The organism is Nocardia sp. NPDC055165 (genome assembly GCF_053606985.1).
Map to the genome: position 1 here is coordinate 461150 of NZ_JBSGSS010000002.1, position 13121 is coordinate 474270.

Sequence of the window (13121 nt, forward strand, 5' to 3'; positions counted from 1 at the left end):
CGTAGCCGGTTCTTCGCCGATTGCCCCGACTGGTTAACATGTTTAGATGCGCATATCGCAGTATCAGAATGATTTTTGTGAGGCCTCCCAACTCTGACACTCAGGGCATCGTCGCAGGTCTCGAAGCCGCCCCAACCCCACCATCATTCAGTGCACAGTTGTACTCTCAACTCTGTGACGGAGCAGCTCCCCCAAGCCCAGGCCGAAGTACAGGCGCTCACACGGCTCGCCGGTGACGAGTTCGCCGGGGCGGTCGATGGGATCGCGGCCATCCACCGAGCCCTCTCCGACCGGGTATTCGCGGCGGTGCGGCTGGGCGTCGGTCCCGCGGCGGCGCCGGTGAAAATCGTCCACGACGCCATCACCGATGGCGTGTACGCCGCTGTCAGCGGCACCGGCTTCGTCGTCGGCGAGGTCGCGAGCGCGGTCCAGCTGCCCGGTGTCACCGCCCCCTCGCGCACCGTGTGGGGTGCGGGCATTCTCGCCGCGATCCAGGGACTGATCGGTGACACGCTCGAGGACGAGACCCCGATCCTCTCCTCCCCCATGACCTTTCGCGTCGACGGCGTCCCCGTCCCACCCGAGGAGTTCGCCGCCCACGTCCCGGTGCCGACGACCCGGCTGGTCGTACTCCTGCACGGACTCGTGGAGACCGAACACTCCTGGCGGCTCGGTAATCGTCCCACCTACGGCGAGCGCCTCGACGACGATCTCGGCTACACCCCGCTCTTCGTCCGCTTCAATACCGGTCTGCACATCTCCGAGAACGCCGCCCAGCTCAGCGCCCTGCTGACCCGCCTGGTCGACAGCTGGCCGATGCCGGTGCACGAGATCTGCCTGATCGGGCACTCGATGGGCGGACTGGTCATGCGCAGCGCCTGCCATCAGGCCGAGGAGTCGGGCCAGCAGTGGGTGCGATCGGTGCGGCAGGTGGTGTGCCTGGGCTCACCACACCTCGGTGCGCCGCTCGAACAGCTCGTGCACTACGCGTCGGCCGCGCTCGATCTGCTGCCCGAGACCCGGCCGCTGAGCACACTGCTGCGCAGGCGCAGCGCGGGCATCCGCGACCTGCGGCAGGGCTCGCTGGTCGACGAGGACTGGCGCGACCTCGACGTGGACACCCTGCGCGCACGAGCGGTGAAGGAAGTGCCGCTGCTGCCCGGCGTCGATCACTACTTCGTCACCACCACCATCACCCACAGCCCGAAACATCCGCTCGGCGTGATCATCGGCGACGGCATGGTTCTCACCGGCAGCGGGTCGGGGCGCGGCCGGACCCGGCGCCTCGATTTCGACGCGGTCAACAGCCTGCACATCCCCGCGGCGAACCATTTCAGCCTGCTCAATCACGACGCTGTCTACGAAGCGCTGCACGGCTGGTTGACGAGCGCACCCCGCCGCGCGCGTCAGGTGGATACGCTGTGGCCATGACTCTCGACCACGGCGACCCGGGCGACGCACCTGCCATTCCGCTGCCGACCGCCCCCCTGGCCAACGAGGCCCGCCCCTCGCCGGCCGAAGAAGCCAGAACGATCGCGGCGGGCACCAATACCGGCACACTGGCCAGCCTCACCGCCGACGGCGCGCCGTGGGCGTCGTTCATCACCTACGGATTGCTCGACGGTGCACCGGTACTGAGCGTGTCGCGCCTGGCCGAACACGGCCGCAACCTGGCCGCCGACCCGCGCGCCAGCATCGCGATCGTCACCCCCGACATCCCGGCCGACCCGCTGGCGGGCACCCGGATCACCCTCGCCGGTTTCGTGGAACGCCCGACCGGCGCCGAGGCGGAAGCGGCCCGCGCGGCCCACCTGGCGGCGATCCCGGCGGCCAAGTACTACATCGACTACAGCGATTTCACGCTGTGGGTGCTGCGCGTCGAGCGGGTGCGCTGGGTCGGCGGCTACGGCCGGATGGATTCGGCCTCGGCCGCGGAATACCTTGCCGCACAGCCGGACCCGATCGTCGCACACGCCGCGCCCGGTGTCGCGCACCTCAACGCCGACCATGCCGAAGCGCTGCTGGCGATGGCCCAGCAGCTGGGCGGATTCCCCGACGCCATCGCCGCCACCTGCGAGAAGGCCGACCGCTACGGCCTCGACCTGCGGGTGGAATCACCACGCGGCGTGGCGCTCACCCGAGTCGGCTACGCCAGCCCCCTGTCCGAGATCAGCGAATTGCGCGCGGCGACAGTGGAACTCGCGCGCCGGGCCCGCGCGACGCCCTGATCACGCCTCGTACAGCTCGAGCGGCAGGTCGTCCGGATCGAAGAAGAAGGCCATCTGCTTCCCGGTGTGCTCATCGGTGCGCAGTTCCTCGGTCCGGACGCCCCGTGCCCGCAGCTCATCGAGGGCGGCGGGCACGCTCGCGACCGCCAGAGCCAGATGCCGCAACCCCGCCGCTTCCGGTCTGCTCGGGCGTGCGGGCGGGTCGGGAAACGAGAACAGTTCGATGCGGACCCCGCCGGGCAACTCGATGTCGAGCTTCCACGAATCGCGATCGGCCCGGTAGTTCTCGTCGAGGACGGTCCCCCCGAGAGTCTCGATATAGAAACTCTTGGAGCGGGCGTAGTCCGTCGCGATGATCGCGATGTGGTGGATGCCGAGAAATTGCACGCCGCAACGCTAGCGGATGCCCGCCGGCGGATCCCGCACGGACGCGACCGGCGCGACCTTCCTCGGTATCGGGCGCGCACTCAGCTCCAGAGCACCGCGACCAGCACGTTCACGATCGCGAGGCCACCGGCGGCGTCGGTCATCCAGTCGATCTGCTTGCCGCGCTTCGCGTCACCGCGGCCCATTTCGGCGAACGCCGCCACCGCGACCGCGACAACCAGTTTCACAGCCAGCTTCGTCGTATCCGGATCCTTGTCGAGCGAGTCGACCGCCGAAGCCAGCCCCGCCAGGATCACCCCGGTGATCAGCTGGGCGCGCGCGCCCCACACCATCAGCTCGGACACCACCGGACGCGAGGCGACGTACCCACCGACCACCGCGGCCATGCCGAGCAGATGGGTGACAACCACCAGGTCATAAACGAATTCCATGGGTGCGAAGCGTAGTTCAGACGGCAGCGTGGTTCAGACGAAAGCGGCCGGTGCCCGAAGGCACCGGCCGGTTCAGACGAACTATTCCGTGGCCAGGATCAGCCCAGCTGCTCGTCCAGCAGATGCGCGTCCTTGCGGATGCCGAAGGCGGTGATGACTTCCATGACACCGATGACGATCAAGAAGATGCCGACGACCCAGACCAGCGTGGTGAGGGAGCTGATCGGCCACACGATCAGGACGACACCGGCCAGCGCGCTGATGATGCCGTAGAAGATCTGCCAGCCCCGGCCGGGCACGCCCGACTCCGAGATGGCGGCGAACAGGACGGCGACGCCACGGAACAGCCAGCTGATGCCGATGAACAAGCCGAGCAACACAATCGAGGTGAGGTCGTCGCGGAAGCAGAACACACCGATGATCAGCGACAGCACACCACTGATGAACGACAGCACCCGAAAGCTGGTGCTCGGCAGGTGGGTGAAGGCGGCGATCAGCTGGAAGATACCGCTGACAACCATGTAGATACCGAACAGAATGCCCGCCACGAGCAGCGACGGACCGGGCCACACCAGCACGATGATGCCGAGGACCACCGCGAGGAGGCCGGTGACCAGAACTGTTTGCCAGGTTTTCTTGGCAAGAGCCGTGAACGGGCTCCCAATCACGGTATTTGTCGTCATGACGAGATGTTATGCCCGCTTGCTCTGGTTTTCCGGAAATTAGCTGGAGCTGTCATCGTGTCGCGATCACGCACAGCGCCGTGAGCGGGCCCACAGGCGAGCCGTCACATCGTTGCCCTCGCGAAAGTTTGGTCGCCGACAGTCTCGGGTAGATGAAGAATGTGTCGGTTGTACTCGTGCTGCAAGCTCGGGGCCTCGGTGAGCTTCTCTCCGCGGTCCCGGCTCTGCGTGCCCTGCGCCGGGCCGAACCACAGAGCCGGATCGTCCTGGCGGCGCCGCATCGGTTGGAACAGATCGTCGACCTGATCTCCTCGGTCGATGAACTCGTCGCCACCGCCGACCCGGCCGCCCTGATCTGGGATGGACCCGCGCCCGAATTAGCGGTGAACCTGCACGGCCCCGACGGCGCCAGCGCCCGAGCACTGGCCGATACCGGCGCCGCGCGGATCATCGGTCATCGCACGCCCGCGCTGCCCAAGCTCGCCGGTCCGCGCTGGGATCCCGACGCGCATGTCGTCGACCGGTGGTGCCGCCTGCTCGAGGGCGAGGGCATCGACGCGGATCGGCGAAACCTCGGATTGGTGCCGCCGGTGGCCTCGATCAGCCGGCGCGATTGCATCGTCGTCCATATCGGCGCGGGCGCGCCCGCCCGGCGGTGGCCGCCGGAGCGGTTCGCCGCGGTGGTGCGCCACCTGCTGGTACTGGGCCGCGACGTGGTGCTCACCGGCGACCCGTTCGAGCACGACATCGCTCGACAGGTGGCCGCGCAGGCCGGCTTGCCCGACGACCGGGTCCTCGCCGGTCGGCAGAACCTCACCGACCTCGCGGCGACGGTGGCCGAGGCCGCCCTCGTGATCAGCGGCGATACCGGTGTCGCACACCTGGCGACAGCGTTCGGCACCCGCACGGTCCTGTTGTTCGGTCCCACGCCACCGCGCCGCGGCGGCCCGCCCGCACATCTGCTGGGCAGGCACGCGGTGCTCTGGGCCGGACAGGTCGGCGATCCGGACGGCCTGAGCACCGACCCCGGTCTGCTGCGGATCGGCGTGCCCGAGGTGATCGCGGCGGTCGATATGCAGCTGGACAAGCAGGCGTGGGCCGAATCCGGCCGGTCACGTTACCGCCGGGTGGGCTGAGCCGGGTCGGCGTCGGCCGCCTCCCGCAGAGCGGCGGCATGGGCGGCCAGCGCGCTGGGCCAGTACTTGTCGAGGTAGTCGCGCGCGTCGTTGAGGCCGCGCGGGTCGAGGGAGTAGAGGTGCCTGTTCCCGTCGCGGCGCATGCGGACCAGGTGGGCCTCGCGCAGGACGCGCAGGTGCTGCGACGCGGCCGAACTGGTGATCCCGGTGGCGGCGGCGAGGTCGGCCACCGAGCGGGGACCCTGCGGCAGCAATTCGAAGATCGCGCGCCGGGTGGGGTCGGACAACGCCGTGATGGCACGGACTCCGTTAGCGTCCACTGAATCAGTGTCCCTGGGATGCGGAATTTCGGCAACGATCTTGACCAGGGCAATTTCACCCGGTGAGTAACAGGATGTTGGCCATTCGTTAGAGTATCGTTATAGATCAACTGGGGTTATAGCGCTTCGTGATCGCAGCCACAGGATTGGCCGCGAAGGTTACGGTTTAGCTACGTTCATAACCATGTTCGTGACCAACCCGTTATCTGCTCGAGTCTCTGACGCCTTCGCAGGTCGTTGGGGAGGCGTGGTCGCGGGTGCGGTGGCTCTGTCCGCACTCGTGGGTACCTCCGTCGCCACTTTCAGTGAGCCCGAGAGCCCTGTTCCCACTACCACGATCGCCGCGGACGCCACCGAGGCCATCAACGCCGGCCAGTCGCCGTACCGCTTCACCGCGTACACCCCGGCCGAGGCCCAGGGCCCGCAGGGCGCGACCCCCGCGTCCGCCCCGATCCCGTGGGAGGAGCACCGCGAAGCCGTCGGCCTGGAACTGCCGCCGCTGCCGTTCATCGCTCCCCCGCCGCCGCCGCGCCCGCAGACCGTTCGCCCGGTCAGCGGCAGGCTGACCTCGTACTACGGCGCCCGCTGGGGCACCGCGCACAACGGCATCGACTTCGGTGACCCGATCGGCGCACCCATCTTCGCCGTCACCGACGGTACCGTGATCGAGGCCGGTCCGGCGTCGGGCTTCGGCCTGTGGGTCCGCGTCCAGCAGGATGACGGCACCATCGGTGTGTTCGGCCACGTGAACGACATCCTGGTCGAGGTCGGTCAGCACGTCAACGCCGGTGACACCATCGCCACCGTCGGTAACCGTGGCAACTCCACCGGCCCCCACCTGCACTACGAGGTGCACGTGCCCGACGGCTCGCTCTACGGCGCCCCGATCGACCCGCACCCGTGGCTCGCCGCGCGTGGCGTCGATGCCGGCGTCGCCCAGGACTGATACCGCTCACCCACTGATCGCCGCCCGGCGCGCGATCAGGAATTCCCGAAGCCGCGCGACCGCGAGCGTCGAGTCATGGTCTCCCGAGACCAGGCCGACCTCGCGGTCGCGTTCGCCATCGATGGGTATCACCGCCAGGTCGGGGTTCGCGACCTCGGCGGCGGGCAGTAGCGCGACGCCCTGTCCGAGTGCGACCAGTGCGCGCAGGGTTTCGAACTCGGTGATCTCGAAGACCACTCGTGGGGTGAAACCCGCTGCGGCACACCAGCTGTCGAGCAGGGTGCGCAGCTGGTAGCTGGGCGGGTTCGCGATGAACGCCTCATCGGCCAGTTCGGCGAGGTCGACGCGGGCGCGCCGAGCCAGCGGATGCGTGCGCGACACGTGCAGGTCGATGCGCTGACGGCCGAGATCGACGGTCGGCAGGTCGGCCGGGGGCGGGATCATCACCGCGAGGTCGAGCCTGCCCTCGCGCACCTGCTCGGCCAGCGCCTCGCCGTGCGCCTGCACCAGATGCAACCGGATCCGAGGCGCGCGGGTGTGGAACTGCGCGAGCAACGACGGAATGCTGACCGGGCCGAGCGTGAGCGGGAATCCGAACCGCACCAGCCCGCTGTCGGGGTCGGCGTCGGCGCGCACCTGCCGCACCGCGTCGTCGAGTGCGCGCACCAGTCCCCGGGTGTGTGCGTAGAGATCACGCCCCTGCGGGGTGAGGGTGACCCCGCGCCCGACCGGCTGGAACAACGCCACGCCGAGGAGCTGCTCCATCGTTCTGATCCGGCGGCTGAGCGAGGACTGCGGCACGCCGAGTCGCTGAGCCGCGCGCGTGAAGTGGCCTTCTTCGGCCGCCGCGTCGAAGGCGGTCAGCAGCGGAGCCAGTGCCTGCGCTCCCACCTCCGCTGAATCATCCATATCCGGATCATATCCTCGGCGATTCCGTATTGGACGGATCGCTGTTTCCGGCGTGACGATGGCGGTACACAGCTCACGGGAGGTTCGACCATGAACGACACCACACCCACACGGCCCAGCACCGGCGGCGGCGACGACATTCTCGACGCGGTACTCATCGGCGGCGGCATCATGTCGGCCACGCTCGGCGCCCTGCTGAGCACCCTCGCGCCCGACTGGTCGATCGCGCTGTTCGAACGGCTCGGCGAACCGGCCGCCGAGAGCAGCCATCCGTGGAACAACGCGGGCACCGGACACTCCGGGTTGTGCGAGCTCAACTACATGCCCGACGCGGGCGACGGCGCCAAGGCGGCCGGGATCGCCGATCAGTTCGCGCTCTCGCGCCGGTTCTGGTCGGCGCTGGCCCACCGTGGTGAGCTCGCGCCCGACACCTTCCTCACCTCGACACCGCATGTCACGGCGGTCTTCGGCGAGCGAGACATCGCCTACCTGCGCCGGCGGTACGCCACGCTGCGCACGCTGCCCGCGTTCGCGGAGATGGAGTACACCGAGGACCGTGCGGTGATCGCCGGCTGGGCGCCGCTGCTCGTGCGCGGCCGGGCCGACGGCGAGGCGATGGCCGCCACCCGGCACACCGCGGGCACCGATGTCGACTTCGGGGCGCTGACCAGGTCGTTGTTGTCGACGATGAGCGCGGCGGGCAACGCGGTCCGGATGCATCGTGAGATCACCGGGCTCACCCGCAGCGCTGACGGGCTGTGGACCGTCCGCGGCCGCGATCTCGACAGTGGGCGGCGGTTCCAGGTCAGGGCGCGGTTCGTGTTCGTCGGTGCGGGTGGGTACGCGTTGCGGCTGTTGCAGCGGGCCGGTCTCCCCGAGGTGCGTGGATACGGGGTGTTCCCACTGGGCGCGCAGTTCCTGCGCACCGACAACCCCGAGGTCGTCGCCGAGCATCGCGCCAAGGTCTACAGCCAGGCCGCGCTGGGCGCACCGCCGATGTCGGTCCCGCATCTGGATCGCCGCGAGGTCGACGGCACCGGCGCGCTGCTGTTCGGCCCCTACGCCACCTTCAGCACCCGCCTGTTGCGCCACGGCAAGCTCACCGATCTGTTCACCACGCTGCGCCCGCACAATATCGTCCCGCTGGTCGCGGTCGGTCTGCGGAATTTCGATCTGGTCCGCTACCTCGTCACCGAGCTACTGGCCACACCCCGGCGCAAGTTCGCCCAGCTGCAACGCTTCTACCCCACCGCCGACGCCGCTGATTGGACCCTGGTCCAAGCCGGGCAACGCGCCCAGCTGGTCAAACCCGATCGCGAGCGCGGCGGCGTCCTCGAATTCGGCACCGAACTGGTCACCGGCGCGGACGGCACCATCGCCGGCCTTCTCGGCGCCTCCCCCGGTGCCTCCATCGCACCGTCGATCATGAGCGACCTGCTCGAGCGCTGCTTCCCCGAACGCCGATACGAGTGGGCCACACTGCTCGCCGAATTGCTGCCGCCTGCCCGATCGACCACCGACGTCACGTCGTAGAACACCTGTCGGACAAGCACATCCGCACCCCGGCCGGGGTGCGGATTGCGTTCACCGCGGGGCGGTGACGAGTGCGCCGATCAGGCGGTGGCTGCGGGCCGACATCTGGGCGGCGGTCTGGTCGGGATGACGCAACCACCACAGGACCAGCGAGGTCACCGCGCCCATCCAGACGTCGGTCAGCGCCGAGAGGTCGGTGGGGTCGGTGAGCTCGACCGCGCCGATGGCATCGGCGACACCGCGCGCGGCCTGGGCGGCGATGCGGCGGCGGGCGGCGCGGACGGCGTCGGCGGCGGGGCCGTCGTCGGGGTGGGAGCGGTCGAAGAGCACGGTCCAGTCGTGTGGGCGCGGTTCCAGCGCGACGAAGATCGCGTCGAGCGTCCGTTCCGCCTTGCTGAGACCGCCGGCCCCGGCGATAGCGGATTCGATCGCGTCGAACAGGACGGTGGCCGCCCGGTCCACACAGGTGATGTAGAGCCCGTCCTTGGACTGGAAGTAGGTGTAGACCAGCGGCTTGGACACGCCCGCGCGCTGCGCGACATCGGCCAGGGACAGCCCCGCGTAACCCACACGACCGATTTCGGCGACGGCGGCGTCGAGGATCTGCTGTTCGCGCTCGGGGCGGGGGACACCTTTGGTACCGGCTGTGCTCACCGTTCCATCCAACCATCGACCTCCGTGCCGGTTGACACCCAATTGGTCCCTTTGTAATTTACCATTAAGTAAATTACCTGTTCGCCCCCGCTGTACGCCTCGACAGGAGTCCCCGTGTTCGCCGAAGTCGCACAATCGGTACTGCTCAACCCGCCCGCACTCCCCCGCGTGCTCGCGCGGCTGGTTCGTGGTGAGCAGCACGAGATCGCCGGGAAGACGGTCGTGCTGACGGGCGCCTCGTCGGGCGTCGGCAAAGCCGCGGCACACGCGCTCGGCCGGGAAGGGGCGCGGGTGGTGCTCGTCGCCAGGAATGCCGAGCCGCTGGCCGAGGTGCGCGACGCGGTTCGCGCCGAGGGCGGGGATGCCGAGATGATCACCTGCGACCTCGCCGACGCCGAGCAGACCGACGCGCTGGCGAAGACCCTGCTCGAGCAGTTCGGGACGGTCGACGTGCTGGTGAACAACGCGGGCCGTTCGATCCGCCGCGGCGCCGCCGACACCACCGACCGGTTCCACGACTACGAACGCACCATGGCGCTGAACTACTTCGGAGCGACCCGGCTCACGATGGGACTGCTGCCGTCGATGCTCGACGCGGGCACCGGCCACGTCGTCAATGTCGCGACCTGGGGTGTGGCCGCGGGATCGATGCCGCTGTTCACCGCTTACCACGCGTCGAAGGCGGCGCTCGGCGCGTTCGGGCGCAGTCTCGGCGCGGAGACCCGGCGCCGTGGCGTGCACGTCACCACCATCGGCTATCCGCTGGTGCGCACCGAGATGATCGCGCCCACCGGCAAGTACGCCGACGCGGCGGCACTGTCGGCCGAGGAAGCCGCCGACTGGATCACCACCGCGATCCGGACCCGCCCGGTCGAGCTGTACCCGACCTACACTCGCGTACTCCAGGCCCTCGCGCTCGTCTCACCCCGCGCGGTCGACGCCGCGATCTGGCGCATGGGAATCTGAGACAACCCCTAGAACTCGCGTAGCCCGACCCGTACCCGGGTATCGGAGCCGAACCGTTCCACAGCGGGACGTGGTGTGGCGCACCGGATTTCTACCTTCGGTACATGGCGACGATCGACCTCACCCACACGCTGTCCCGCATCACGTCCCCCACCGCGCGCGACGGCACCGACCGCGCCCCCTGGCACGGCCCGCTGCTGGTGAATTCCGCGCTCATGACCGCACTGGTGGTGGTGTCGATGGTCGGGATGGTGGTCGACGACCGACTGCTGCTCGGCGAGTCGGTGTGGCTCAAACCGGCCAAGTTCGGGCTCGCCTTCGCCCTCTACGGCGTGACCCTGGCCTGGATACTGCGGCTGCCGCATCGCGGACGGCGTGCCACCTGGTGGCTGGGCACTGTCTTCGCGATCACCGGGGTCGCCGATGTGGGATTCATCGCGGTCCAGGCGGCACGCGGGACGTTCAGCCACTTCAACGACGCCACCGACCCGGTCAACGAGATCGGGCAGCAGGTGTTCGCGTCCGGCGTTCCCGGGTTGTTCCTCGCGAATCTCGTCCTGGCGGTGATCATCTCCTGGCAGAAACTGGCCGACCGGCCGACCAGGATCGCGTTGAAGGCCGGGCTGTGGCTGGCGGTGACCGGGATGGCGCTCGGGTATCTGATGGGGTTCACCGGGCCGCAGCTCGTCCGCACGGCCGACGGCACCGTCGTGGGGTTGATGGCCGGGCACACAGTGCGGCCCGGCGATACAGCACGTGACGCTGCCGCGGGCATGCCGATCACCCACTGGAGCACCATCGGCGGCGACCTGCGCATCCCGCACTTCGTCGGGCTGCACGGCATCCAGGTGCTGCTGCTGATCGCCTTCGCCCTGGTAGCACTCGCGCCTCGCTACCGCTGGTTGCGCACCGAAACGACCCGTGCGGCGCTGCTCGTGGTCGCAGTCCTCGGCTACTTCGGACTGCTCACGCTGGTGGTCTGGCAGGCGCTGCGCGGACAGTCGCTCACCAGTCCCGACCTCGCGACAGCCGGTGCCGCCGCAGCCCTCGCGCTGTTCGTCGCGGGGGGCGTCACCGCCGTGTACCTGCGCGCCCGGGAGTCACTGTCGAGCTAGCGCGGTAGTCGCCCATCGGTGCCGCTGCGTGTGCCCCATCGGCTTACGATGGGGCACACGGGTTTTCGCATCGTCAGCGGAGTCGTTCCGCTTCCCGGGCCAGCTGCAGCAACGTCGCGCTCAGCTCTGCCAGCTCCGCCGGAGAAGCTCCCTCCCCCACGGCTGTCGCCACGTCCTCGGCCGCACACCGCGCGGCGAACCACCGATCGGCGAGATCGGCGGCCTCCTGCGCGGTCAGCACCACCGCGTCCTCGGGAATTCCGGTCCCCTTGAGGCTGCTCCGGTGCTCATAGGCACGTTGGCGACACGACTGGCGGCAATAGCGGCGACGCCGACCCGACTCCGAATCCACGATCTCCCGCCCGCACCACAGGCAGGACAGCAGGCGACTGCGCGACATGATCGGAAACCCTATCGGCCCGCGACACACTTCGCCGGTTCAGGTCTCGCTGAGCGGGCACCCTCCCGATACCGACCTACCGTCGACGCCGATTCGGGGGTCGCTCGGCTGATGTGGCCGGGCGACTACAATGGAACAGTTCAGACTTCCCGTGCGTTGAGGTAGTACGAGTTGCGGCACCAGCCGCCGAAATTACAGGAGCACACATGGCAGATCGCGTACTCCGGGGCAGCCGGCTCGGAGCGGTGAGCTACGAGACCGATCGCGACCACGACCTGGCCCCGCGCCGGATCGCCCGCTACCGCACCGACAACGGTGAGGAATTCGACGTCCCGTTCGCCGACGACGCGGAGATCCCGCCCACCTGGCTGTGCCGCAACGGCCAGGAGGGTCAGCTCATGGAGGGCACCTCCGTGGAGACCAAGAAGGTCAAGCCGCCGCGCACCCACTGGGACATGCTGCTGGAACGTCGCAGCAAGGAGGAGCTCGAGGAGCTGCTCAAGGAGCGCCTCGACCTCCTGAAGACCCGTCGCCGCGGATAACACAGAAGATGTGAACGCCGAAGGCCGCCTCCCCCTCGGGATGGCGGCCTTCGGCGTTGTGTGGCCGTACTCAGTGGCTGGCGACCTTGCGGTACTGCAGTAGTGCCGCGGGCATCGCGATGGCGAGGATGACCAGCGAGCAGATGATCGCGTAGAGGATGCAGTTCTCCGCGGCCCAGCCTGTGGCGGGGACGAAGGTCGGGGGCGAGTCGTTCTCGAAGAGCTTGCGACCCGCCGCCGACACCGCGGTGATCGGATTCCATTCGGCGATCGCGCGCAGGGGGCCGGGCAGGGTTTCGGCGGAGATGAACGCCGAGGAGATGAACGTCAGCGGGAACAGCCAGATCAGACCCGCGCTCTGCGCCACCTCCACCGTCGGGGAGACCAGACCGGTCAGGGCGCCGACCCACGACATCGCGAACGCGAACAGCAAGATGATCGCGAACGCGATCACGGCATCGCCGAAGCTGCCGTGGATGCGCCAGCCGACGATGTACCCGCAGATCGACATCACACCCAGGCTCACGATGTTGACGACCAGGTCGGACAGCGTGCGCCCCATCAGGACCGCCAGCCGCGACATCGGCAGCGTCCGCATCCGGTCGATGATGCCCTTCTGCAGGTCACCGGCCAGGCCGACGGTGGTGAACGCGGCATTGAACGCCACGGTCTGGGTGAAGATGCCGGCCAGCAGGAACTCCCGGTACTGGTCGCCGCCGAGCGAGGCACCGAAGATGTAGGCGAACAGGAACACGAACATCAGCGGCTGGATGGTGGCGGTGACCAGCAGCGTCGGCACCCGCAGGATGGTCAGCAGGTTGCGGTAGGCCACGATCGCGCTGTCGCGCACGAACCGGGCCTTCGGTTCCAT

Annotated in this window: 16 protein-coding genes; 8 read left to right on the forward strand and 8 right to left on the reverse strand. The window is 68.7% G+C overall.

What is annotated here, in order from left to right:
• Window positions 1–174: 174 nt before the first annotated feature.
• Both ACWFRF_RS06250 and ACWFRF_RS06255 read left to right on the forward strand, forming a co-directional pair.
• The gene (locus ACWFRF_RS06250) at window positions 175–1431 is read left to right on the forward strand and encodes a lipase family alpha/beta hydrolase (RefSeq protein WP_378987882.1); all 1257 of its coding nucleotides are present in this window, start codon (window positions 175–177) and stop codon (window positions 1429–1431) included.
• Window positions 1428–2228: a HugZ family pyridoxamine 5'-phosphate oxidase gene (locus ACWFRF_RS06255; protein ID WP_379315108.1), complete on the forward strand. Its 801-nt coding sequence runs from the start codon at window positions 1428–1430 to the stop codon at window positions 2226–2228. The genes ACWFRF_RS06250 and ACWFRF_RS06255 overlap by 4 nt, the downstream gene beginning before the upstream one ends.
• On the opposite strand, the gene gloA2 is transcribed toward ACWFRF_RS06255, so the two are convergent.
• The 3 genes from gloA2 to ACWFRF_RS06270 all read right to left on the reverse strand — a co-directional run bounded on the left by gloA2 (window position 2229) and on the right by ACWFRF_RS06270 (window position 3729).
• Entirely contained in the window at window positions 2229–2615 is a 387-nt protein-coding gene (gloA2, locus tag ACWFRF_RS06260; RefSeq protein ID WP_379315109.1) for an SMU1112c/YaeR family gloxylase I-like metalloprotein, read from the reverse strand.
• 80 nt (window positions 2616–2695) lie between these two features.
• Window positions 2696–3046, reverse strand: coding sequence for a hypothetical protein (locus ACWFRF_RS06265; RefSeq protein ID WP_378987892.1), 351 nt, complete (start codon window positions 3044–3046; stop codon window positions 2696–2698).
• A gap of 98 nt (window positions 3047–3144) precedes the next feature.
• Window positions 3145–3729, reverse strand: a complete 585-nt coding sequence (locus ACWFRF_RS06270) for an HdeD family acid-resistance protein (RefSeq protein WP_378987895.1) — start codon at window positions 3727–3729, stop codon at window positions 3145–3147.
• 161 nt (window positions 3730–3890) lie between these two features.
• On the opposite strand from ACWFRF_RS06270, the gene ACWFRF_RS06275 reads away from it, so the two are divergent.
• Entirely contained in the window at window positions 3891–4865 is a 975-nt protein-coding gene (locus ACWFRF_RS06275) for a glycosyltransferase family 9 protein (RefSeq protein WP_378988464.1), read from the forward strand.
• Here ACWFRF_RS06275 and ACWFRF_RS06280 read toward each other — a convergent pair.
• Window positions 4847–5185, reverse strand: a complete 339-nt coding sequence (locus tag ACWFRF_RS06280; RefSeq protein WP_378987898.1) for an ArsR/SmtB family transcription factor — start codon at window positions 5183–5185, stop codon at window positions 4847–4849. The two genes, ACWFRF_RS06275 and ACWFRF_RS06280, sit on opposite strands and share 19 nt — an antisense overlap.
• A 280-nt stretch (window positions 5186–5465) precedes the next feature.
• Here ACWFRF_RS06280 and ACWFRF_RS06285 point away from each other — a divergent pair, with 280 nt between their 5' ends.
• Window positions 5466–6131 (forward strand): M23 family metallopeptidase, encoded by a 666-nt coding sequence (locus ACWFRF_RS06285; protein WP_378987901.1) that lies wholly within the window; start codon window positions 5466–5468, stop codon window positions 6129–6131.
• A gap of 6 nt (window positions 6132–6137) precedes the next feature.
• On the opposite strand, the gene ACWFRF_RS06290 is transcribed toward ACWFRF_RS06285, so the two are convergent.
• Window positions 6138–7040, reverse strand: a complete 903-nt coding sequence (locus ACWFRF_RS06290; RefSeq protein WP_452449105.1) for a LysR family transcriptional regulator — start codon at window positions 7038–7040, stop codon at window positions 6138–6140.
• A 90-nt stretch (window positions 7041–7130) separates the two neighbouring features.
• Here ACWFRF_RS06290 and mqo point away from each other — a divergent pair, with 90 nt between their 5' ends.
• Window positions 7131–8573, forward strand: a complete 1443-nt coding sequence (mqo, locus tag ACWFRF_RS06295; protein ID WP_452449107.1) for a malate dehydrogenase (quinone) — start codon at window positions 7131–7133, stop codon at window positions 8571–8573.
• 51 nt (window positions 8574–8624) lie between these two features.
• On the opposite strand, the gene ACWFRF_RS06300 is transcribed toward mqo, so the two are convergent.
• Window positions 8625–9227 (reverse strand): TetR/AcrR family transcriptional regulator, encoded by a 603-nt coding sequence (locus tag ACWFRF_RS06300; RefSeq protein WP_379314750.1) that lies wholly within the window; start codon window positions 9225–9227, stop codon window positions 8625–8627.
• Between the two features lie 114 nt (window positions 9228–9341).
• On the opposite strand from ACWFRF_RS06300, the gene ACWFRF_RS06305 reads away from it, so the two are divergent.
• Together ACWFRF_RS06305 and ACWFRF_RS06310 are read left to right on the forward strand one after the other, a co-directional pair.
• Entirely contained in the window at window positions 9342–10193 is an 852-nt protein-coding gene (locus ACWFRF_RS06305; protein ID WP_379314749.1) for an SDR family oxidoreductase, read from the forward strand.
• A 104-nt stretch (window positions 10194–10297) separates the two neighbouring features.
• A complete protein-coding gene (locus ACWFRF_RS06310; RefSeq protein ID WP_449965364.1) occupies window positions 10298–11308 on the forward strand; it encodes a hypothetical protein in 1011 nt (336 codons plus the stop codon).
• 73 nt (window positions 11309–11381) lie between these two features.
• On the opposite strand, the gene ACWFRF_RS06315 is transcribed toward ACWFRF_RS06310, so the two are convergent.
• A complete protein-coding gene (locus tag ACWFRF_RS06315) occupies window positions 11382–11708 on the reverse strand; it encodes a hypothetical protein (RefSeq protein ID WP_378627566.1) in 327 nt (108 codons plus the stop codon).
• Window positions 11709–11914: 206 nt separating this feature from the next.
• Here ACWFRF_RS06315 and ACWFRF_RS06320 point away from each other — a divergent pair, with 206 nt between their 5' ends.
• Window positions 11915–12250, forward strand: a complete 336-nt coding sequence (locus ACWFRF_RS06320) for an RNA polymerase-binding protein RbpA (RefSeq protein ID WP_067453486.1) — start codon at window positions 11915–11917, stop codon at window positions 12248–12250.
• Window positions 12251–12320: 70 nt separating this feature from the next.
• On the opposite strand, the gene ACWFRF_RS06325 is transcribed toward ACWFRF_RS06320, so the two are convergent.
• Complete coding sequence (locus ACWFRF_RS06325; RefSeq protein ID WP_358110415.1) at window positions 12321–13121, reverse strand: ABC transporter permease; 801 nt, start codon at window positions 13119–13121, stop codon at window positions 12321–12323.

Bases quoted from the DNA above. Each gene is read 5' to 3' on its own strand.
- mqo (WP_452449107.1), top strand. From the start codon at position 7,131: ATGAACGACACCACACCCACACGGCCCAGCACCGGCGGCGGCGACGAC.
- ACWFRF_RS06320 (WP_067453486.1), top strand. From the start codon at position 11,915: ATGGCAGATCGCGTACTCCGGGGCAGCCGGCTCGGAGCGGTGAGCTAC.
- ACWFRF_RS06270 (WP_378987895.1), bottom strand. From the start codon at position 3,729: ATGACGACAAATACCGTGATTGGGAGCCCGTTCACGGCTCTTGCCAAG.
- ACWFRF_RS06310 (WP_449965364.1), top strand. From the start codon at position 10,298: ATGGCGACGATCGACCTCACCCACACGCTGTCCCGCATCACGTCCCCC.
- ACWFRF_RS06265 (WP_378987892.1), bottom strand. From the start codon at position 3,046: ATGGAATTCGTTTATGACCTGGTGGTTGTCACCCATCTGCTCGGCATG.
- ACWFRF_RS06255 (WP_379315108.1), top strand. From the start codon at position 1,428: ATGACTCTCGACCACGGCGACCCGGGCGACGCACCTGCCATTCCGCTG.
- ACWFRF_RS06290 (WP_452449105.1), bottom strand. From the start codon at position 7,040: ATGGATGATTCAGCGGAGGTGGGAGCGCAGGCACTGGCTCCGCTGCTG.
- ACWFRF_RS06315 (WP_378627566.1), bottom strand. From the start codon at position 11,708: ATGTCGCGCAGTCGCCTGCTGTCCTGCCTGTGGTGCGGGCGGGAGATC.
- ACWFRF_RS06325 (WP_358110415.1), bottom strand. From the start codon at position 13,121: ATGGAACCGAAGGCCCGGTTCGTGCGCGACAGCGCGATCGTGGCCTAC.